This is a genomic window from Chryseobacterium hilariae (assembly GCF_051400735.1).
Lineage (GTDB): Bacteria > Bacteroidota > Bacteroidia > Flavobacteriales > Weeksellaceae > Chryseobacterium.
In genome coordinates this window covers 267,179-288,225 of record NZ_JBLFFJ010000003.1, presented here as the reverse complement: position 1 = coordinate 288,225, position 21,047 = coordinate 267,179, and the positions used below count along the sequence as shown (strand labels likewise).

At 38.4% G+C, this 21,047-nt stretch carries 19 protein-coding genes; 16 read left to right on the top strand and 3 right to left on the bottom strand.

Annotation, left to right across the window (positions count from 1 at the left end):
• Positions 1 to 130: 130 nt before the first annotated feature.
• The 11 genes from ACMGDK_RS10815 (at position 131) to ACMGDK_RS10765 (ending at position 12,275) form a co-directional block, all read left to right on the top strand.
• Positions 131 to 2,062 carry a type VI secretion system Vgr family protein gene (locus ACMGDK_RS10815; RefSeq protein WP_436807961.1) on the top strand — a complete coding sequence of 644 codons (1,932 nt, stop codon included), beginning with the start codon at positions 131 to 133 and terminating at the stop codon, positions 2,060 to 2,062.
• 1 nt (position 2,063) lies between these two features.
• The gene (locus ACMGDK_RS10810; protein ID WP_157963379.1) at positions 2,064 to 2,234 is read left to right on the top strand and encodes a hypothetical protein; all 171 of its coding nucleotides are present in this window, start codon (positions 2,064 to 2,066) and stop codon (positions 2,232 to 2,234) included.
• Positions 2,235 to 2,298: 64 nt separating this feature from the next.
• On the top strand, positions 2,299 to 3,273 hold the full coding sequence (locus tag ACMGDK_RS10805; protein WP_436807960.1) for a DUF2931 family protein: 975 nt from the start codon (positions 2,299 to 2,301) through the stop codon (positions 3,271 to 3,273).
• A gap of 52 nt (positions 3,274 to 3,325) precedes the next feature.
• Positions 3,326 to 4,744 (top strand): T6SS phospholipase effector Tle1-like catalytic domain-containing protein, encoded by a 1,419-nt coding sequence (locus ACMGDK_RS10800; RefSeq protein ID WP_436807959.1) that lies wholly within the window; start codon positions 3,326 to 3,328, stop codon positions 4,742 to 4,744.
• A 56-nt stretch (positions 4,745 to 4,800) separates the two neighbouring features.
• A complete protein-coding gene (locus ACMGDK_RS10795) occupies positions 4,801 to 5,841 on the top strand; it encodes a hypothetical protein (protein ID WP_436807958.1) in 1,041 nt (346 codons plus the stop codon).
• A gap of 15 nt (positions 5,842 to 5,856) precedes the next feature.
• Positions 5,857 to 6,897 (top strand): hypothetical protein, encoded by a 1,041-nt coding sequence (locus ACMGDK_RS10790; RefSeq protein WP_436807957.1) that lies wholly within the window; start codon positions 5,857 to 5,859, stop codon positions 6,895 to 6,897.
• Positions 6,898 to 6,899: 2 nt separating this feature from the next.
• Positions 6,900 to 7,388: a DUF4280 domain-containing protein gene (locus tag ACMGDK_RS10785; protein WP_436807956.1), complete on the top strand. Its 489-nt coding sequence runs from the start codon at positions 6,900 to 6,902 to the stop codon at positions 7,386 to 7,388.
• A gap of 11 nt (positions 7,389 to 7,399) precedes the next feature.
• Positions 7,400 to 10,063, top strand: a complete 2,664-nt coding sequence (locus tag ACMGDK_RS10780; RefSeq protein ID WP_436807955.1) for an OmpA family protein — start codon at positions 7,400 to 7,402, stop codon at positions 10,061 to 10,063.
• Between the two features lie 8 nt (positions 10,064 to 10,071).
• Positions 10,072 to 10,887: a hypothetical protein gene (locus tag ACMGDK_RS10775; protein WP_436807954.1), complete on the top strand. Its 816-nt coding sequence runs from the start codon at positions 10,072 to 10,074 to the stop codon at positions 10,885 to 10,887.
• A gap of 12 nt (positions 10,888 to 10,899) precedes the next feature.
• On the top strand, positions 10,900 to 11,556 hold the full coding sequence (locus ACMGDK_RS10770; protein ID WP_436807953.1) for a hypothetical protein: 657 nt from the start codon (positions 10,900 to 10,902) through the stop codon (positions 11,554 to 11,556).
• 65 nt (positions 11,557 to 11,621) lie between these two features.
• A complete protein-coding gene (locus tag ACMGDK_RS10765; RefSeq protein ID WP_436807952.1) occupies positions 11,622 to 12,275 on the top strand; it encodes a hypothetical protein in 654 nt (217 codons plus the stop codon).
• 77 nt (positions 12,276 to 12,352) lie between these two features.
• On the opposite strand, the gene ACMGDK_RS10760 is transcribed toward ACMGDK_RS10765, so the two are convergent.
• The 3 genes from ACMGDK_RS10760 to ACMGDK_RS10750 all read right to left on the bottom strand — a co-directional run bounded on the left by ACMGDK_RS10760 (position 12,353) and on the right by ACMGDK_RS10750 (position 15,058).
• The gene (locus ACMGDK_RS10760) at positions 12,353 to 13,879 is read right to left on the bottom strand and encodes an endonuclease (protein ID WP_436807951.1); all 1,527 of its coding nucleotides are present in this window, start codon (positions 13,877 to 13,879) and stop codon (positions 12,353 to 12,355) included.
• A 467-nt stretch (positions 13,880 to 14,346) separates the two neighbouring features.
• The gene (locus ACMGDK_RS10755) at positions 14,347 to 14,874 is read right to left on the bottom strand and encodes a DUF4136 domain-containing protein (RefSeq protein ID WP_436807950.1); all 528 of its coding nucleotides are present in this window, start codon (positions 14,872 to 14,874) and stop codon (positions 14,347 to 14,349) included.
• A gap of 1 nt (position 14,875) precedes the next feature.
• Positions 14,876 to 15,058 (bottom strand): C1orf53 family protein, encoded by a 183-nt coding sequence (locus tag ACMGDK_RS10750; RefSeq protein WP_048502239.1) that lies wholly within the window; start codon positions 15,056 to 15,058, stop codon positions 14,876 to 14,878.
• A gap of 40 nt (positions 15,059 to 15,098) precedes the next feature.
• Here ACMGDK_RS10750 and ACMGDK_RS10745 point away from each other — a divergent pair, with 40 nt between their 5' ends.
• From ACMGDK_RS10745 to ACMGDK_RS10725, 5 genes are all read left to right on the top strand, one after another.
• A complete protein-coding gene (locus tag ACMGDK_RS10745) occupies positions 15,099 to 15,425 on the top strand; it encodes a hypothetical protein (RefSeq protein WP_436807949.1) in 327 nt (108 codons plus the stop codon).
• Positions 15,426 to 15,613: 188 nt separating this feature from the next.
• Positions 15,614 to 16,522, top strand: a complete 909-nt coding sequence (locus ACMGDK_RS10740) for a 1-aminocyclopropane-1-carboxylate deaminase/D-cysteine desulfhydrase (RefSeq protein WP_436807948.1) — start codon at positions 15,614 to 15,616, stop codon at positions 16,520 to 16,522.
• A 9-nt stretch (positions 16,523 to 16,531) separates the two neighbouring features.
• The gene (locus ACMGDK_RS10735) at positions 16,532 to 17,593 is read left to right on the top strand and encodes a glucosaminidase domain-containing protein (protein WP_436807947.1); all 1,062 of its coding nucleotides are present in this window, start codon (positions 16,532 to 16,534) and stop codon (positions 17,591 to 17,593) included.
• A gap of 74 nt (positions 17,594 to 17,667) precedes the next feature.
• Positions 17,668 to 18,954, top strand: coding sequence for a glutamate-1-semialdehyde 2,1-aminomutase (hemL, locus tag ACMGDK_RS10730; protein WP_436807946.1), 1,287 nt, complete (start codon positions 17,668 to 17,670; stop codon positions 18,952 to 18,954).
• Positions 18,955 to 19,524: 570 nt separating this feature from the next.
• Complete coding sequence (locus tag ACMGDK_RS10725; RefSeq protein WP_436807945.1) at positions 19,525 to 20,859, top strand: amidohydrolase; 1,335 nt, start codon at positions 19,525 to 19,527, stop codon at positions 20,857 to 20,859.
• Positions 20,860 to 21,047: the final 188 nt, after the last annotated feature.

Here is a 21,047-nt window from a genome sequence, read left to right as displayed (position 1 = left end):
CTGTCCCTCAAGACGGTCTTTTTTTACCTGTTGTGAACGCTATTTTCTGACAAGGAATCTTTGTTTATTTTCAAAAATTCCCGATTGGATGAATAATATACACATTTTAACATAAATCACTTTATAAAATATGTCTACTACACCTGAAAAATCAAAGGGAACGAGTTTTCGCCCGGCACAGAATGCAGATGGGGTATCTGAAAATCATCATACCGGCATCAACCGTCTGGTTAAGCTTTCCTTAGTCATAGAAGGAAAAATCATCAAATTTTATAAGCATTTCAAACTTAAACAGAGCGCTCAGCGTCATCACGAATTTACCCTTACGCTGGCTCATGATACGTTGGGAGACCGCCAGACCCATTCGCTGGAAGAAGCCAATAAATTTCTGGGAAAGCGCCTCACCGCAGTTATTTCATATAAAGGTATAGACAACAGTCCCGAGAGAACCTTTGTGGGAGTCATTACCGGGGTAGCATTCAGCCAGGAAAAAATGAGCCTGGGGAATATTGTGCTTACAGGATTCAGCCCAACCATTCTTTTGGATGGAGCTTCCCATATCCAGAGTTTTGGAGGAAGCCAGCCGGTTAATATAGGAATTATTGCTGAAGAGGTGATTAAACAGGGGATTGATAAAGGCCGATTTGATGTCAGGATCGATGCTAATAATTTTTCTCAGATCATTTACAGCAGTCAGTACGACGAAACCCATTACAACTATCTGGCAAGAATGGCAGAAGCATATGGTGAACAGTTTTTCTATGATGGTGAAGTCCTGCATTTCGGGAAACTGCCTCCTCAGAACAAACCTATTATCCTGACCTACGGAAGCAGTGCTAATGATATTAAGGTTGAGCTGAAAGCAATCCATACCAAGCCCCAGTTTTATGGGTACAACAGCAATAAAAATGAAAAACTTACTTCAGGTTCCACGCCTATTCAGCATGTAAGTGACATTGCAAAGACAGCTTACGATCACAACAACAGTATTTACAAAACCCCTGCGCTTCAGATAGCCCCTATTAAGGCAACAACCCATCTGGACGTAGAATATTCACAAAAAAGTGCTTCGGGAAGTGCCGCGGTGAACGTTTTTTCCATTTCAGGAAATACAAGCGTTCCATTCCTTCATCCGGGATGCATAGCCGATGTTCAGATGCGGAAACAGGACTCCAATGAAACTTCCTATTTCACAAGAATTATGATCACAGAAGCTGAACATGAAATTGACACCATAGGGCATTATAAAGGAAGCTTTACAGGGATAGCAGCAGATACGGGATTCCTCCCAAGACCGGAATATAAGATCCCTAAAGCTGAACCGCAGACTGCAGTCGTTATCTCCAATACAGATCCGGAAGGACAGGGCAGGATACAGGTGCAGTTTGACTGGCAGACAAGCGATACAACACATTTTATCAGGATGATGAGTCCTGATGCAGGAGGAACAGATCAGATCACGCAGAACAGAGGATATGTTGCCATTCCGGAAGTGGGAGACCAGGTGATGGTGAATTTTGTTCACAGTCATCCGGACAGACCTTTCGTCATGGGAGGTATGTTCCATGGAGGAATAGCCTTGGGAGGCGGAGTCAATAACCATCTGAAATCCATTCAGACCAGGAGCGGAATCAGAATTTTAATGAATGATGAAGAAGGAAGTGTAAAGATCATGGACCCTAGCGGAAATATCTACTATATGGATGGTGCCGGAAACATCAGCATGAAGGCTCCTAAAAATTTCACCCTGAATGCCGGGGATAATATCAACATCACTGCTGGAAAAGAAATTTCGATCAGTGCGGGAGAAGGAATCAACAGTTCTGCCAACAACAGTATTATTTCTACAGCCGGAAAAGATATTGTACAGACAGCTTCCGGTGATATCCGTGAAACTTCGGACACAAGAACAGAAATGGTGGAAAAAGAATTCAAAAGACAGTCCGAAACATCCAATGAAATAGCCGGAGAAATATCCATGTTCAGCGAGCTTGAAAATATGACGATGCAGAGCGGTAAAATTGTAGAATTCAACAGTGCTGAAAAATCAAAACTTTTCTGATATGGCCATCATTAAAACAGCTAAGAATATACAGATAAAAGTCACAGACTCTTATCATCTGAATGTCGGCAAAAAGGTTGAAAAAATTGCCCAGAAAATTAATGTGGAAGCACAGAAAAACAACCTTGTTTTGGCAAGCAATAAGAAAATAATGTCCCATGGAAACAAATAAATTAAGAATTCTGATTCTTTTTATTGTAGGTAGTTTCTCATTAATCAATTGTCAAAATAAAAAAATGGAACAAAAATACAGCTGGCTGGGAACCCTTTCGGCACCGCAGGAATATCCGATGGAAATTTACAAAGGAGCCCTCATCGCAGATGATTTTACCTATGGCTTCGATGCCATATGGGGAACACAGAATACAGGCTGGGGAAATGAAGGCGGAACAATGAGTGTAGAAACCAGCCGGATGGATATTCCCCACAGTCTGGAATTTACCTGGTACTCTCTGGTAGAGAATAAATTCTATACCGGAAAATGGGATTTGGATAAAGAAAAAATACAAAACCTTTTTGAAAAAGGCTTTATAGACCAGGATAATGGTAAAAAGACCACATACAGTAATTTTATTGTTGGCCTAGCTCCAAAAGGACAGGTGGTTTTATGGATCAACGGTCCCGGAAACCAGAAAGAAGTAGGCGCTTTTCAAGCTCATGATACCATTATTACCAAAGAAAAAGCATACGAAAACGCACAATATATGCTGAAAGAAGGTTTTGCAGACAGAATGCTGAAAGATCCGTCTTATGAAACATTTAAACCGGAGATTAGAACTAAAATAGAAAAAGAAGGCTATCCGTCTCCGGATATTTATGAAGTGTACAGAGAAAGATATAGCTGGAAACCCTCAGTGATTCTTCCGGAAGGCAGTGAGTGGATCGATTTCGGATTCACCAGTTACAATGGAGAACAGGAAAACCTCTTCGGAGAAAGCCTGACAGCTGACACCTATAAAAAACGGGCTGTTCCAAAATTCTGCGGTTTTTACTGGAGAGATAAGAATAAAAAAAGATATGGCGTATGGATAGACTCTTTTGATGAAAAAGAAATATTTGACTTATTTCAGAAGCTGGGAAAAGAAAAAAATATAGATCTGATCATTAAAATCAGTCCAGATAATGCAGGGGCGAGTTTATCATTAAAAAGCGAAAAGGAAGAAATTCAGGTTACAAAAGCAAAAATCAGGCTTTCACGTGCAATACAATAACATCTTTTAAAAGTTTAAAAATCAGTCTGTCAACAAAAATAAAATAAGAACGATGCACAATAATAAATTTGGAGATTATACACCGGAAATATCCAAAGAGGAAGTGTTAGACATTACTCTTGGGATGTTTTTTGACGGAACTTTGAATAATAAAACCAACACCACAGAAAGAAGAAACAAAACGGCCGATTACAAGAAAAATGGAGGCTCACCCACCGATAACAATAGTTATAATAACGACTGGAGCAATGTAGCGCGTTTGTGGGACAATTACGATAAAAATTTCGGCATCTACATAGAAGGTATCGGTACCGAAGATAAAGAAGAAGATTCTATGCTTGGCTATGCCTTTGGAACAGGGACTACCGGAATCCGTGGGAAGGTGAGAAAAGGCTGCGAAGAGATCGTGAAAAAAGTAAAGAATATCAAGAACGCAAAAAAAGCAGATAAAATTGCAGTGCTTACTTTTGATGTTTTCGGTTTCAGCAGAGGTGCTGCTGCTGCCCGTAATTTCGTGCATGAAATAGGTAAATCCAAATATAAAGCGACCACCAGTACTGTTTCGCATCAGGGTGTCACGGTAACCGCCCGTTACGACAGCGACGGTACCGGAGGAATACAAAGTGAAGAACTTCCGAAATGGGGCCATCTGGGACTCAAGCTGCAGGAGGCCGGAATTACCGTTGATGTGCTGAAAGTGAGATTTCTGGGTATTTATGATACGGTTTCCTCCTATTCAAAAAACTTTTCTGCCACGCCGAACTTTCACAATGATGTGGAGGAGCTAAGTCTGAATGATATCGGCAGAGCACAGAGTGTGGTTCATTTTGTGGCTGAAAATGAACACAGGGAAAATTTCGACCTTACGAATGTGCATGTAGGAATAGAAAAAATATTTCCCGGCGTTCATTGTGATGTAGGAGGAGCTTACGAAGAAGGACCGGAAATCTGGGAAGAGCTTGAAACATCCTGGACAACCAGCGCAAAATTAAAGGCCTTTAGAAGCGAGCTTATAGCAGAATCCTGGTATAAAGAAGAAGAACTTACCATTACTCCGGGCTTTTATCTGTCATTAAGGGGAGAACGTAGGCTTATAAAAAAAGCATACAGCTATATTCCATTACATTTTATGGCCGAATATGGTGTTCAGAAAACAGTTCCCCTGACCTTAAAGAAAATTACCGATGAAAAATATTCCGTTTCATCAGATGCCCTGCTGGTGAGAATAAAAAACCGCTTAAGACCTTATGCAATGGGAGACGGAAAACAGTACATCTTTAAGCGGTATAAAGATCTTGAAAGAGCATATGGAGGAATACCGATACCGGAACATAAATATGCAGACTATCAGAAGGAAATGAAAGAACAGGATGATTTGAGAACATTAAGAAACAAATATCTGCACAGGTCAGCAAGAAGAGAAGGTATAGGAATGGACCCGACACCGGACAGAGTAAGAGTGCTCCATTAGTGGATTATCATGAATAATCAAAATAAAGAAAGAAAATACGAAGCCGGATTATTTTTATGCAGAAATTTAATATACATACCGTTCAGAAAGGAGAAAGCTTAAAAAGCATAAGCCTGTTGTACAGCTTAGATGCCGGGGCTTTAAAGTTATTTCATAATAACCACTGCAGCGTAAAGGAGATGATCCTGATTGAGCTTACGGGGCAGAAAGAAATTTTTCTTCCCAGAACGGCTGTAACGGATAAAAACAGGCTGGTAAAGTTCGGGCATGCAAACAGCCTGATCTTTCAGCCGGAGAATTCATTCGGCAGATACGGAGTTACGGTGACCATTGAAAATAATGATCACAAAAATGAACTGAAATACGAAACATCGGTACGCTGGCTGAAAAAGGAAAATAAGCTTCATTTTTTTGAAATAGACAGAATTTCCAATCTGTACCTGAACGAAGAAGAAGTCAACGAAATAGCCGACCTGCTGGCATATAAAACATCTAAGGTTTTATACCCGTTACAGATAAGCGCAGATGAGCAGGGGAAATTCAATGCTGTAGAAAACCTTTCAGTATTTAAAGAAAGATGGCCGGTTGTAAAGGAAGAACTTTACAAAGAATTTGAAGGAGAAACAGTAGACACTTACTGCGAAAAGATAGAAAAAGTAATAAGCGAACCGGATGCGATAAATCTTTATTTAAAAGATGATTATTTCATCAGAACCCTGTTCTTTGGGATTTATCAGAGTTTCGGACAGGATTACCAGGTAGAAATAGAGAGCAGTTTCCCTGTTGTCAATAATCCTGTAGAGCCGAAATACAAAATAAAATTTGAGATAGATCCTTTGAAAGGAGAAACCGGTCTGGTTAATATAGAAGGGGAAGGAAGACTAAACGATGAAAGAAGCATATATGATTTTGTAAATAAAGCTCCTTTTTCGATGATCATTGAAGATAATCCGGAGATGAATCATGAAGGGAATTTAAGAGTGGTATCCTATCTGAACGGAGAAACTTTACTTTTAAAATCGATGTATTTAGAATGCAGTATAGAACTTGAGAAAAAAAAGAAAATATCAGTAGTCATTGCGGCTCTGACAGAGTAATAGAAACATAATAACATGAAAATTAAAATCAATCACAAACTATCCATACTTATCCTTTTATTAAGCTTTAGCTTGTATTTCGGGCAAAAAACAGAGTTTAATGTCCCGAAAGATATCGAGACCTTACAAAACTCTATTTTTTATTTCCAGAATGACTTCACCAAAGATGAAGCTAAAGCAGCTGCTGCATCCGACAGAGATTTTTCAACCACTGTCGATCTTTATAATCTGAAATATGATGCAGATACCAAAAATCCTTATCTGGATCTGGTATTAAAAAGCGGTTCGAAGCCTAAACAGTTTATTCAGCAGGCAGTTTGGAACGTCAATATGAAAAAAATATCGTCAAAAAGCACGAAAGTCACTGTTTTTCTTGAAAAAGTAGTGCCAGACAGCTGGTCTAAAAAAGAAGTCGATACAAAACTCACCAAATCTACCGGTAAACTTGAGAAAGAGATCAAAGAATTTCTTTTAAATTATAAGCCTGCAGAGCCTTCGAATGATAATGACGTTTCAGAAGCCGATAGTGTGGCTGTTACCACCTATACCACTACTGCAACAACAACAGATATGGTGGCAGAGAATCCGAAGCAGAAAAAAACTTCAAAAAACCTCCAGAACCTGTTCAGCAAGAAACAGTTTATAGCGCTGCCGGCCACGTCCGATACTTTCACAAAACTTTTACAGGTAAGTCCAAGTGAATTGGAATGCAAAGACTGCAAAGGGGGAAAGTATTCCAACTGGGATTTCAATGATTTCAATATGATCTACGCAAATATGAGCACCGGTCTGGAATATTATGCAATTCAATATTACGGGCAGGATATGGTTTCAGGATTACCTTATGGCCTGGTATTCAATGATAGCTCACCATCAGAATGTAAGCAGAAATTTGCAAGGTATAATGCAAAGCTTTATCAGACCGTAGGAGATACGAATGAAAATTCGGAAAAAGCTCTAACCGTTGTTACTTTCAAGATGAATTCTTCCTTTGTCCGTCTGGAATTCGGGAATGAATATTTAACCAGAGTAGTAATTTCAAATAAAGAATTTTAGCCATGGCAGAAAAACATATTGTAGTACAGGGTGCTATGTGCAAATGCCAGTTCGGACAGGTTCCGGACAAACTCAAAGTGCTCTCACACCAGAAAGAATACGCTAATGATAAAAATGCCTCCAAAAAGCTTATCGTAACCACGAAAGAAATAGGAGCAGCTACATTCGAGAAAAATACATTTGGGAACTGCATCAAAATGGGAGTTCCGCCACCTCCATGCAAAATTATGGTAACAGAGTGGAAAGATTTTTATGAAAAAGTGCAGCTTAATAACGGCGGCTATATTATCGTAGAAACCAGCAAAGCCATTTGTGCCATTGCCGGGACGCCGTGTATTGAGATCATAGACCACGGACAGAGAACGGAAGGTAGCCCGCAAAATTTTAAAAATGCGGATAAGGATGTACAGCAGCAGATCAATCCACTGGTGGATTCTGAAGAAATGTATAAAGAACAGCCTGAGTATGGTGGGCAGGACGGTGTAATCTAAACGACAAAGAAATGGCAAAAGGAGTAAAAAAAATAAAGATTACAAAAGGGACATATTACCCAAAAATGTCTGTTCCGGGTCAGAGAGTTACGATTATGCCGAATCAGGACGTAACTTTTCAGGTCAGTGAATGGCTGCCTGATACAACGGCCGAAGATAAAAAGAAACCCGTGATTTGGATGAGGCAGACCAACGATCGCAAAATTATTATCTATCAGGCTCCATCTTCCACAGGCTATAAATTCAGTATGGATAAACAGTACTGCGGAAGTTATCAGTTCTACATCGAAGCCAGTTTTTCGGGAAAAAGAGACACCAAAAATAATGTAGGGCTTTATGTGAAAGGCTGGTGCGAACCCAAAATTGTTACCAGTAAATGGACTACCCAGAGAGGAAGCAAGACCAGCATTAAAAACCAGAATAAAGTCAATCATATTTCCTACGGTCACATCGTATATCTTAACCTGACCACAGAAGGTCTTAATGGAAATACGCTGACTATTGAACTTTGGAACCAGCAGTCTGCAAAAGATGACAAGCTGGTTCATGTATACAATAATGTGCAGGTAATAGATGGTGAGGTCAATTTAAAAATAGAAAATACCTACTCATGGATGGCTCATGTAGATAACATCCAGAACGTAGAGGAATTTTATATCAAAGTAAAAGATTCCGGTTCCAAAAAATATATCAAAGATAATCTGGGTGATGATCTTCATGCCATCTACCTGAATGTGAAAAATAAAGTCGTTACCACCAACGCCAATGTCAGTAAAAACCAGACCCCTACAAAAGTATACAAGCCGGATGTAAATTCCGTCCGCCAGGAACCCTGCAGGTTTGAAGTGATAAAGATCACCGAAACCGAAGTGAAAGACGGAAAAGCCAGTAGTACAACCGTGATGGTTTTTGATAATGGTAAAGGAATAAAAAAGGCACAATCTACAGCCTTGCAGGAACGTATCGAGAGAACGATTTATTATAAATTCGATTCCACAGTAATAGATAAAAACGGGGAAGCTATACTTAATAATGTGCTTAAGTTTCTTCTTGAGCATAAAGACTCTACCATGAATCTCAGCGGTTATGCCTGCGTTATTGGGAAACAGAATCACAATAAAGGACTGTCCCAAAGGAGAGCTGACGTTGTAAAGAAATTTTTTGCAGACGGAGGCCTGGATCCCAGAAGAATCATTTCCGTTGGGAAAGGAGAAGTAGATCCTACCGATGATAAAATGGGTAGGGATAATATCAAATATAAAAATGAGAAAGACTACGAAAACAACCGTAGAGTAGACATCTCTTTTGTATTTAATGCCCACGATGCCCAGACCGTTAATTACGAAGTGGTGGCTCCTACGGAGTCAACAAAAAAAGATATCACTATTGATATCACAGGATTTGATACTACTGAATGCTACCAAGACAGTAAAGGCAAACATAAAAAGCAGATCCTGATGGTTGATGTGGGGCAGGCAATAGATAAAGGAGATACCAAACAGACTTTTGCCCCATCATCCTTTAATTATAAAGTGTATTCGAATATATCCAGGTTAAATGCTGCTCCCATAAAGTATATCTGGCCTATAGCGACCAATCCGAACCAGTTTCACATGCACATTCACAGCTGCAGGTATTTCAGCAATGACAAGAGAACAACGGTTTTAATTAAAGCTTATCCGGATATTAAATGGGAACTGGCACTGGAATTTCAGGTCAATGTATCCAACTACAAAGCGGCCAATATGCCGGCAGGAAACATATTTGCCAAACATCAGGAAAAATCCAGGCAGGCGGGCTATCAAAGATGGAGGATGAATGAAACCGGAAAGGTCCCGATTACCATAGGAGTAGGACTGTCTGCAGAATGGGATGCCGGCAGGGAAAAAAGAAGCTTCACCAACGAATTTGCCGATAAAATAGAGCTGGTCGCAAAAATGATTGCCACCGCTGTCAATATCGTTCAGAATGCCATAAATTATGCGCAGAGTGCCGCAAAAGAAACTGCTATTCCTGTTGGTTTTAATCTCAGATATCCCAAATTTACTGTTGTAGGAAAATGGTATCTGGAAAGAATCAATGAGAGAGCTGCTTTAAGTGTAATCGGAGAAGTAGGATTTGGCTTCAAACCTCTGATAGGCGCGGAAGTTGTTATTGATATCATCGGTGCGGCTATTGCCGTAGCTTCTTATGGGGCAACGGGTAATCCTGCCGCAGCAAAAATTATTAATAAATTTAGAGGCGGATTAGAAAAACTCGGGGCTTCAGTTACCTTTACAGCTACATTTTACGGGGAGCTTGAAATTATGGTGGATGCCCTGAAAATTGACAGTATCAACGGGATCAATATGCAGGGTAAAACCACGATCGGCGGGAAAATGGGAGCCACAATAGAACTCAGTATCAGCATTGAAGTAGGAACCGTAAAAGGAACCAAAGTGAAACCGATCGCTACATTTAAAGCGGCGGCCAAAGCAGATTCTTATTTTGGAGGAGACTTCGTCATAGATTCAGATACCACAGGATTATTTATCCAGCCCATTTTGAAGTTTTCAGGAGTTGTTCTTTCCGTAGAGATAGAAGGGGAAGTAGGTTGGTGGAAAAGTAATTTCAAAGTAGAAGAAAAAGTGATGAAAGAAGAAACTTACTATATGGATAAAAAATATTTAACTTAAATTCAGGTATGCATAATTTTAAAAAACCATTATATTCCGTTTATCCCAGAATGTATTGTTCGGGAACTATTTATGTGAATGATGTTCCTGTCATAGACTGGTACGGAGATGAGACAAAAGAAGGTGGGTTTGGAGGAGATACCATGATCAACCAGGCACTGCTTCAGAGCGGGAAATATCAGGTAGTTGGGAAAATGTATCCGCGATTGGGGAAAAATGTCCTGGATGAGGATGATACCCTGTCGGTAGATTTCTTTTGTGCAGATTTTGATAACTGGAAAGCATCCCGTGTTGAATTTCGCCCTAAAATGGAATCCCCATGGGACGGACTGACAGAGAATGTCCAACACCCGACTTTTAATGTTGCCGGCGAAATAGAAGTGGAACTTCCTTTTGTACTGGATGGTTGGCAGCATTCGGTAGATTTTAAAGACATGAAAAAAGAAGACCTCTTCAGCGATGTTTTCAAATACTATAAGCAGATACGCGCAGTATTGGTTGAACATAATGTCGGAAAATATCTGGAAATGTCTCATGACAAAATGCAGCTTCAGGAGCAGGCTTTATATTATACTGAAGATCGGAAAAAAAGATTCTTAGACAGTGCCGGTCAATTGTTTGGGCAGAATTTAGCAGTTGAAGAACTTAATGAAGCAGATCTGCACTTGGAAATCATGGGCTATGGTAAATTGGTAAGACTCATGAGAAAAGACGGATCTCAGCCGCTCCAGTTCAAAAGTCCCGATCTTGAAAAGCAGGGAAATATCGAAATGGAAGTCAAGCTCCACATGAGAACGAAAGAAAAAGGATTTAGTATTATTTAAATTATCCGGTTCATGACTTTTTTTGGAGGTTTCGTAGCGGTGGTTGTTTTATTTTCAGTATACCTGGGGTACCGGATTTTTTCAAAAATTTCGGATAAAAAAGATCATTCCGGAAAAACAGGAGGTTTTCTTGAGAAGGCCTTTCTTTTGTTTTTTATTTCGTTAATAATGATTTCCATCAATGCTTTAACGTTCATTTTATCCTACTCGTTTTTTTGGGAGAAAGCTTACAGAACTTTTGATGAACCACAATATACAGCCACAGTGATAGGATATAAGAAAGAAATCACAAAAGCTAAAAGCTTTCCAAGTTCCTCTACCTACAGTGACAGAGCTATTTTTTTTCCGAAAGTAGAATATATTGATATGGAAGGCAAAAAAGTGATAAAAACACTCGATATCACAAGCAATAATCCACCTGAATTGGGAGAGAAAATAAAAATTACAGATGCTGAAAATCGGGATCATACAAATGCTGTAGAGCTAGACTGGATAATGTTTGCCGTAGGGTGTGTTTTTACCGGAGTAGCTGCGTTTTTTGGAACATTGCTTTCCACTTACAGTACCCCATACAGCATGAAAAAAAGAGTGATGTGGTCTTTAGGAGTAGGAGCAATGATTACATTGATCAACGTATTTTGCATAGTATTCATATATTTGAAACAGTGAAAATAGTCGATCTATGCTTCAAAGAAAAGAAGTGAGTTACATTAATGAATCAAATATAAAGTATTATGAAAAAAGGCAAATTTTTGATATTGATTTTTGTTGTATTGATCAATATCTGCTGTGGAAATAAATCATTTGATCTTTCATCTGTCTCTTTAGGGGAAGATGCAAAAAAATATGATCTTGAAAATAAAGATATATTTCTGAAAGATAAAGGCAGCAAACCAGATGTTGTACAATACTATGCAGATGAAAATAAAGGATTGACGTATGGCGGAATTCTTCTGGACAATACCATGGGAACAAGAATTACTGTATTCAAAGGTAAAGTAAGTGCAATCGACACCAATGCCGCTGAAAAAAACTCTTTGGAGTTTGTTGAAAAAATAGCAGGAAAACATGGAAAACCTACCGCTACAGTGACAGATAAAGCAACTGTAGATGCTAAACTGGTCAAGCAGATTTTTGAAAAGCTTAAGAAAGTTTCTCCAGATAAAGTAGCATGGAATCAGGGTGAAAAAAATTCATTTACCTATCCTACTTCTTTTTTCTGGGACGACGGGAAAAACTATTCCATACTGAGTATTTCTATTGAGGACGATGGAAGAATCAGAAATAAATATGTAACCGTAACCAAGGATGCCTATAGAAATGATGTGGTTTTCGGATTAAAATACCCGACTCCGCAGGGATCCCCATGGTATAACTATATGAAATAAAGTGATAACGGGAAATCTGGATTAAAAAAGCCGGTTCAATGTTTTTGAACCGGCTATATTATTTTTTAATCAACAGATTATTTTACAATAAACTTCAAAGCAGATTGATCAAGCTTTAAAATATAAACTCCCTGCTCAAGATTTTTAATCTTAATAGAGTTTCCGTTTTTAAAAGGACTGTCAATCGTCTGAAGCGTTTTTCCCTGAAGATTAAAGATCTCTGCCTTTTTGATATTCTGTGTATCACCTTTTACAAAAATTTCCTGTCCTGAAATCGGGTTAGGGTAAACCTGAAGTTCCTGAACAGCATTTTCATCAGCCGAAATTCTTAGAGCCTGCCTAGCGGTTCCCGAATAACATGTCCATTTAAGGTCGTCGATAGCCACTCTGTTGCTCGATGAGCTGTTAACAAGGCTTACCGTAACATTTCCGGTGATATTGATATTATTGATGGTTGTAGTGGTAGCAGTAGCGCTGTAAGGTATCGTTCCTACCGATGTACCGTTTACTTTTACATCAAAAGTTCCGCTGGTTCCGGAAAACTTAAGCTGTGTAGTTACCGTAAGTGAACCGATACCGTTAGCTGAACTTCCCGAAGTTAAAGAACCGTTTCTTACTGTAATAGCCTGGCTGTTGATAGTTTGGTCAGTTCTTGCGTCTGTGGCAGTCCATGAAATACCGCTTCCCGTCCAGGTTCTTGTTAGATAAGAAGCACTGCTCGCAGTAGGAATTGTCCCGAAAGTTTCATTGATACATTCTGTTCCAGGAGTAGGAGTTCCGGGATCCGTGGTTCCAGGACTGGAGCCCCAGATCTGACTTACATAATTAGGATTGTCTATAAACGGGTTTCTATTCCCCTGAAAAGTGTAAGAAGCGTTATTTCTATTGATCTCAGCTTGTGAAACAGGATCCTGATTGTGCCAGGCCAGAAGAACATTCAGTTCCCAGGTCTGTAATCCCGGAAATGTTGAGCTGCCCAGCATATTACCGGAAGAAAAAGTAGAAAGCTTGCTCTGATAACGCGTTACAAAATAAAAGATCATCCTTGCCACATCACCTTTAAATTCGTCAATCGGTTCAAAAACAGTTCCTGCATATCCTGAGGACGAAGAACTGCCCAGTTTTGAGCCGTTTTGAGAGGTAAATGTTGCTGAACCTACCTTTCCGAAAGGATAATTGCTTCTCATGCCGTTTACCTTTCCATCAGTAGCCCTGATGAAATGAACATCAGAAACCATTGGAGCAGACTGGTTAAACAAACTCTGAGGAACAATATGCTCCCTGTTATAGCAGTTTCCTTCTACAGAATACGTACCGCACTGGTTCGTACCCGGAGTATATTTGTAAGGATCGGTTCCTGATGGTTTTTCAGAATAAATGTCCATGATCGAACCGTCGTTTTCATAATTCTTGTCAATGTCTGTCGTTTTGTAAGCGGTCCAAAGCCCACTGTACCCTTTGTCCTGGTGTCCGTTTGTAATGATAGAGCTTAATGCCGTTTTCAACGCTGCACCACTCAGTCCGTTTGCTGAGCTGTAGTATCCTGCAGGAGCCTGGGCATTGGCAAGCCCTGCTATTACAGTAAATAAGATAATTTTTTTCATACTAATAAAATTTTTGTAAGAATACTATATTTTTACGAATAAAAAATTACATTACTGTTAATTTTAACATGTAAAGCATGCAGTTTATGAAGATCAGAATTACTTCAAATGATTGTAGACTCATTTCAATGGCAGGCGATTTATCTAGAGGGGAATCTAACCGACCTAGGAAGATGGAGCGTTAAGAAAATTAATTCTATGAACGTTAAGAAAATTCTACTGTTTGAAGCGCGACAGAAATATTGGATTGAAAACAAATATTGAAATCGCGCAAGTTTTAGAATTTTTAGAGAATAGAAATAATTTTTAGCGGAAGATTCCAGTCTTGAACTTTTCGTTCTTTTGTTTCAAGACAAAAGAACAGGTAAAAAGAAATTAATGATGTTGAAGCTTTCAGTTATTTTGGACGAAAAAAATCGGCACAGAAAAACTGCACCGGATTATATATAAAATTGATTTAAATAATCTTATTTTCTCTGAGGAGGGTAATTTTTCATGATCTCAGCCATGATCTCAGGAATCTGTCTCTGTTTAGATTTTGGAGAATCTACGGAAATTCCGCTTCCGATACCCTGCCAAACCAGTTTGTTCGTTTTAGAATCGATGAGATCTACAATCAGTGCGCCTTCATTATAATTACTCGTCCATGTTCTGCTCATGCCAACGCCCCAACCGAAAGGACCGCCCCAGCCCCACATTCCATATGGTGAACTGTTATTGATGTCCGTGATTTTTTTATGATTAGCTTTTACATTAACGATCAGATCAGGATTTTCCCCGGACTGAAGTCCTTTGCTCTGAAGCTGTCTCGATAATTCGTTTAAAACCCTGTCTTTATCAATGTCATTCAGTTTCAGATCGTCTATTCTAATTTTATATGTTTTATAAGTTGTAAAATTAGCCGTTTCAGCATAATCTGAACGTACCTGGAATGGACTGCACGATGTAAGGCCTAATGCAGCCGATGCTAACAAAATAAAAATATATTTTTTCATTTTATTTATTTTTTTTATCGTTTTTAATAAATGTATCAGTCTTTTTATCGTACCCGTAAGGACAGTGTCTGCATCCGCTTTTACAGCAATATCCCCTTTTCAGATGGAATTTTTCCGTAAAAACCTTGTACCCCTGTTCATTATAGTAGAAGTCTTCACCTTCTTTGATGTCATATTGGGCCATAAGTTAAATCTCTAAGTCAAAAAACTTTATATTTGTTAGTATGATAATTATATGCCAAAAGCCATTAAAAAAACTAAAAATTAACGGCATTGCTCTCTTTCCCTTTATCTTCATTAGGAAACCCGAAGATAAGGAAAATAAAGTACTTATCAACCACGAAAGAATCCATTTAAGACAGCAGCTCGAAATGCTTATTATTTTCTTTTATATTTTTTATGTCATAGAATATTATTATTGGTTTTTTAAGCTTAAAGACGGATTTCTCGCCTATAAAAGGATCTCATTTGAAAGAGAAGCTTACATCAATGAAAATAATCTGAGCTATCTGAAAAAAAGAAAATTCTGGGGCTTCAGGAAATATTTGTAATAAAAATGTACGATACCTTAAAATTCAAAAGAAGAAGGTTTGAGCTCATCTGTAAAAAAATCTACATTTCATCCGGCTTTAGCCAAAACCTAAATTGAAACCCAATTGTCATCAAATCATTGATGTAATTTACAATAACCAAGTCCAAATCTTTTACTAATTTTGCTGATAATAGTTAAACAGCAAAAATGCTATTAAAAGCCCCGGCAAAACCTATTCCCATTCAGGAAATATCTATTCATAAGAATATAAAACTCTTTATCAAAAGAGAAGACCTTATTCATCCTCAAATCTCAGGAAACAAATACTGGAAACTGTTTTACAACATCAATAACTATCTGGAGGAAAATCCTGAAAATCCTTATGTCATCACTTTTGGAGGAGCGTTTTCTAATCATATTGCTGCCGTTTCAGCTGCAGGAAGTCTGTCTGGAATTCCCACGCTGGGAATCATAAGAGGAGAGGAACTGCAGGACAGATGGCGCGATAATCCTACACTTCTTTTAGCAAAAAGAAACGGAATGAACCTGAAATTTGTAACCCGGGAAGAATACAGACATAAAGAAAAATTAACAGAATTTTTGCATAAAGAATTTCCCGACGCTCTGATTGTTCCGGAAGGCGGTACCAACAAAGATGCCATAGAAGGCGTTAAAATGATGCTCAATGACCAAACAAAAGATTTTGACTATCTTTGCACCGCAGTAGGAACCGGAGGTACAGTTGCCGGAATAGCAAAGTTTTGTGAAGAAGATCAGAAAGTTATAGGATTTAAAGTAGTTGAAGATGCTTCACTCGGGAATAAAATTTTAGAATTAACTTCAAGGCAGAATTTTAATCTAATAGATTCGTGTTTTGGAGGTTATGGTAAAATAAAAGATGAAAACATCCGTTTTATCAATAATTTTAAAGAGAAGTACGGTGTTCCTTTGGAGCCCGTGTATACAGGAAAAATGATGCAGAAAGTTTTCGAACTGATTGATGAAGGGTATTTTCCTGAGAACAGCAAGATCTTGTGCTTTCATACCGGCGGACTGCAAGGTATTGAAGGAGCCAATCTGCTTTTGGAAAAACAAAATAGAAATTTAATTATATAAGTGAAAAACATGAAAAGACTTTTCTCAATCATAAGCCTTTTAGTTTTATCAACATTCTCAGCCCAGACTTGGGCGACTGAAGACCAGTATATTCAAAAATTTGCTAAATATGCGGTAGAGGAAATGGAAAAATACAGAATTCCGGCTTCTATTACATTGGCCCAGGGACTTTTAGAGACCGGAGGAGGGCAGAGCAGGCTGGCTCAGGAAGGTAAAAATCATTTCGGAATAAAATGTAAGGAAGACTGGACCGGAAAAACCATGAAGCACACTGATGATGCTCCCAATGAATGTTTTCGTGTTTATGACGATCCGAGACAATCCTATGAAGATCACTCTATATTTTTGTCCACAAGAAAATATTACGCAAATCTTTTCAACCTGAGCATGAAAGATTACAAAGCGTGGGCACACGGACTCAAAAAAGCAGGATATGCAACCAATCCCCGCTATGCTTCGATCCTGATCAGCAAAATTGAAAAGTACAGATTGTATGAGTACGACGATACCAACTCAAAGGAAGTATTGTACGCTGTTCTTAAAATGTATCCGGATCTGAAAGATGACAGAACATTCATGGCTCAGCTTGAACCTTCAAAAATGATGGCAAAGAAGGCTAAAGATCCTGTTACAGTGGAAGTTCCATATAAACAGACCTCTTATGCCCAGCAGCAGAAAAGAGTGGAGAAAATCAAAACAAAAGCTGAAATTTTAAATTCAATTCTTATCAAAAGTCATCCGAATGAAGGCTTAAAGTACATTGTCATTCCTGAAGATACAACCATTAAATTTATTGCAGATAAATTCAAAGTAAGCGAGAGCAGGCTGATTAAATGGAATGAACTTGACAGTAATATTTTAAAGAAAAATGATATTGTATTTCTTGAATCTAAAAATTCTGCAGGAAATACAGCCATCTACAAAGCCGAATCCGGTGAGGATATGCACGATATCGCTCAGAAGTTCGGGATCAAATTAAATAAATTATACGCAAAAAACAGAATGGACGAAGGACAGAAACCGTCTGCAGGCCAGCTTATTTATTTGATTGATAAAAAACCTAGAAACTAATTTTTTGTTGACGGTTTCTGATTGCCGGTTACTATCTGACTGTCGGTTGTAAACTTTCAACGCTCAACTAATATATGAAATACCAAAGAAGTTCGGCTTTATTTGATGAAGCCTATCAATACATTCCGGGAGGAGTAAATTCTCCGGTTCGAGCATTCAAATCAGTAGGAGGTGTTCCCGTATTTATGAAATCTGCAAAAGGTGCTTACCTTACCGATGCGGACGACAATACTTATATCGACTATATCAATTCATGGGGTCCGGCTATTTTGGGACATACCCATCCTGAAGTGCTTGAAGAACTGAAAATACAGGCCGAAAAAGGCTTTTCTTTCGGAGCACCTACAGAACTGGAAACAGAAATTGCCAAATTCATCGTAGAAAATGTTCCTAATATAGACCAGATCAGAATGGTTTCTTCCGGTACAGAAGCCTGTATGAGCGCTGTAAGACTGGCAAGAGGTTTTACAAAAAGAGATAAGATCGTTAAATTTGAAGGGTGTTATCATGGCCATTCAGATTCTTTTCTGATCAAGGCAGGAAGTGGTGCGGCTACTTTCGGAAATCCTAATTCTCCGGGAGTAACAGAAGGAACGGCTAAAGATACTCTGCTGGCCCGTTACAACGATTTTGAGCAGGTGGAAGATCTGTTCCGTCACAACCAGGGACAAATTGCTGCAGTTATCATTGAGCCGGTTGCCGGAAACATGGGCTGTGTGCTTCCTGAAAATAATTTTCTTCAGAACTTAAGAAAGATCTGTGATGAAAACGGAGCCTTATTGATTTTTGATGAGGTGATGACCGGTTTCAGACTGGCTTTTGGAGGTGCACAGGAACTGTACAATGTAAAAGCCGACCTGGTTACTTACGGAAAAGTGATCGGTGGAGGGCTTCCGGTGGGAGCCTTTGCAGGAAGAAACGAAATTATGGATCACCTGGCTCCGAAAGGAGGTGTTTATCAGGCTGGAACATTAAGCGGAAATCCATTGGCGATGAGAGCAGGACTGAAAACTTTACAGCTTATCAAAAATGATCCTGAATTTTTTAGCAGAATCAATAAAACGGCAGAAACATTAGATTTTGGGATCGGGAAAATTTTAAATGAAAAAGGAATTGCCCACAAGATTAACAGAAAAGGATCCATGATGTCTGTGTTTTTCCATACGAACAGGGTTTCTAATTTTGACGAGGCGGCAGCTTCCAACCATTCTTTGTTTAATAACTTCTTTCACCAGATGCTGAAGAACGGAGTATACCTTCCACCAAGTGGTTACGAAACGTATTTTATAAGTGATGCCATCAAGGATACGGAAATTGATATGACACTGGAAGCCGTAAGAAAATTTGAATATTATTCTTAAGAGTTTAAAAATAAATTATAACAAGACTGGGTTTTTAGATCCGGTCTTTTTTTATCTCTCGCAGATTGGAAGGACTACGCAGATTAATAATTAACCTGAGTTCGGGATAAGAAGATACCTGAAAATAAATATAGGCAAACGGAGTAGATTTCCTGGCATATTAATAAGGAAACAAGGGCATTCATTCAACAAAATAAGACAATATATTTCCCTGTATTGCTTACCAATAAGTGAAACGCCTTTGTTTATCTTAAAAAATCAAATGAATGCTTTTTAAAGCTTTGTTTATTTTTGCGTTTTAATTTTAATCCTTATCCCGAATTCAGAATAGTTAGATATTTTTTTGAAAACATTAAAATGAATGAAAAGTTAAGAAAAAATCAAACCGATTTTAGCTGTATTCTTAAAGCGGAGCTCTCTTAATATTCTTAAAAACTGAATGAATCTTCATGGTTTAATATTTTCAAGACAAAAGAAATTAACCCATCCAATAAATCATACAGATATTGTAATAAACCATACATCTTGATCATTCCCGTTCTTGCTATTTTTGTCATAAATAGTTTGGAAATGAAGACCTCTGACAATTCGATATCCCGTAAAGATTTTATAAAAAACTCAGCGCTGGCCGCAGCCGGGCTTACTTTAATACCTAATATTATGGCAGCATCACCATTTTTTGATGATCAGAATGTTTCAGGAAAAGGAAAATTAAGCCTTAAAAATGTCCGTTTGGAAACCGGTTTTGAGTATGAAGAAGGAGAAGTGGTTTCAACTAAGACCGGTCTGTTTTATCTAGAAATTGAAAACGGAAAAATTAAAAGTATTGCTCAGAATCAGCCTAATGCCAAAGCTGTTGACGCTAAAGGAATGCTTATGCTTCCTGCATTTAAAGACATGCATATTCATCTGGATAAAACGTTCTATGGTGACAAATGGCAGGCTGTCAGAAAAAGAACAGGCGGCGTAAAAGGAATGATCGCGCTGGAGCAGAAAATGCTTCCTGAGATGCTGAAAAACTCAACATTCAAAGCAGAGAAAATGATCGAGCTCTTGCAGTCGAAGGGAACTTCTTTTGCAAGGAGCCATGTCAATATTGAACCGACATCGAAATTAGATTCATTAAACAATCTTCAGAAAGCTTTAGAAAATAAAAAGAAAAGTTTCGGAGCTGAACTGGTGGCGTTTCCCCAACATGGAGTCTTTTATACAGATTCAGTGCCTTATCTTAAGGAAGCAGCACAGATGGATATTGATTTTATCGGCGGCGTAGATCCATTTACGATTGACGGTGCCATTGAGAAAACGGTTGATTTTACGGTTCAGCTGGCTTTAGACCATAAAAAAGGAATTGATATTCACCTTCACGAAACTGGAGAATCAGGATTGAATACCGTTGAATATTTAATTAAAAAAGTCAATGAAAATCCTACTTTGAAAGGAAAAACATATCTGAGCCACTGTTTTATTTTAGCGAAATTAGATAAAATAAAGCAGGAAGAAATAGCTGAAAAGTTGGCAGAAGCACAAATAGGAATTGTTTCCACTATCCCTTTTGGAAATCTTATCATGCCAATTCCGTCTTTGTACAAGCATAATGTAACCGTCCTGACAGGTAATGACAGTATTGTGGACCACTGGAATACCTTCGGGACAGGAAGTGTATTGCAGAAAGCAAATCTTATGGCGCAGCTATATGGTTATTCCACAGAATTTTTATTATCCAGAAGCCTGAAGCTGGCAACGGCTAATGTTCTTCCGCTTGATGATAAAGGAGCCCGACAATGGCCAAAAGCAGGAGACCAGGCAGATTTTGTCCTGGTGGATGCAAGTTGTTCCGCAGAAGCGGTCTCCAGAATTTCGAATGTGGAATCATTGGTTCATCAGGGAAATGTGGTTTATTAAAATGATCTTTTCTTCTACGAAAATGATAAAATCATGAAGATTCATTCAGTTTTTAAGAATATTAAGAGAGCTTCGCTTTTTAAGAAACACAGCTTAAAAAAATCAAATGATTTTCATCTTATGTTTTAAAAATTATTGTGTTCTGTAGGAAATTAAAAATATTGAAAATCCATACAGTAGCTTTTTAT

Coding starts and splice junctions, on each gene's coding strand:
- ACMGDK_RS10725 (WP_436807945.1), top strand. CDS start 19,525: ATGAAGACCTCTGACAATTCGATATCCCGTAAAGATTTTATAAAAAAC.
- ACMGDK_RS10755 (WP_436807950.1), bottom strand. CDS start 14,874: ATGAAAAAATATATTTTTATTTTGTTAGCATCGGCTGCATTAGGCCTT.
- ACMGDK_RS10800 (WP_436807959.1), top strand. CDS start 3,326: ATGCACAATAATAAATTTGGAGATTATACACCGGAAATATCCAAAGAG.
- ACMGDK_RS10765 (WP_436807952.1), top strand. CDS start 11,622: ATGAAAAAAGGCAAATTTTTGATATTGATTTTTGTTGTATTGATCAAT.
- ACMGDK_RS10760 (WP_436807951.1), bottom strand. CDS start 13,879: ATGAAAAAAATTATCTTATTTACTGTAATAGCAGGGCTTGCCAATGCC.
- ACMGDK_RS10795 (WP_436807958.1), top strand. CDS start 4,801: ATGCAGAAATTTAATATACATACCGTTCAGAAAGGAGAAAGCTTAAAA.
- ACMGDK_RS10775 (WP_436807954.1), top strand. CDS start 10,072: ATGCATAATTTTAAAAAACCATTATATTCCGTTTATCCCAGAATGTAT.
- hemL (WP_436807946.1), top strand. CDS start 17,668: ATGAAATACCAAAGAAGTTCGGCTTTATTTGATGAAGCCTATCAATAC.
- ACMGDK_RS10750 (WP_048502239.1), bottom strand. CDS start 15,058: ATGGCCCAATATGACATCAAAGAAGGTGAAGACTTCTACTATAATGAA.
- ACMGDK_RS10810 (WP_157963379.1), top strand. CDS start 2,064: ATGGCCATCATTAAAACAGCTAAGAATATACAGATAAAAGTCACAGAC.
- ACMGDK_RS10790 (WP_436807957.1), top strand. CDS start 5,857: ATGAAAATTAAAATCAATCACAAACTATCCATACTTATCCTTTTATTA.
- ACMGDK_RS10770 (WP_436807953.1), top strand. CDS start 10,900: ATGACTTTTTTTGGAGGTTTCGTAGCGGTGGTTGTTTTATTTTCAGTA.
- ACMGDK_RS10785 (WP_436807956.1), top strand. CDS start 6,900: ATGGCAGAAAAACATATTGTAGTACAGGGTGCTATGTGCAAATGCCAG.
- ACMGDK_RS10740 (WP_436807948.1), top strand. CDS start 15,614: ATGCTATTAAAAGCCCCGGCAAAACCTATTCCCATTCAGGAAATATCT.
- ACMGDK_RS10815 (WP_436807961.1), top strand. CDS start 131: ATGTCTACTACACCTGAAAAATCAAAGGGAACGAGTTTTCGCCCGGCA.
- ACMGDK_RS10745 (WP_436807949.1), top strand. CDS start 15,099: ATGATAATTATATGCCAAAAGCCATTAAAAAAACTAAAAATTAACGGC.
- ACMGDK_RS10735 (WP_436807947.1), top strand. CDS start 16,532: ATGAAAAGACTTTTCTCAATCATAAGCCTTTTAGTTTTATCAACATTC.
- ACMGDK_RS10805 (WP_436807960.1), top strand. CDS start 2,299: ATGGAACAAAAATACAGCTGGCTGGGAACCCTTTCGGCACCGCAGGAA.
- ACMGDK_RS10780 (WP_436807955.1), top strand. CDS start 7,400: ATGGCAAAAGGAGTAAAAAAAATAAAGATTACAAAAGGGACATATTAC.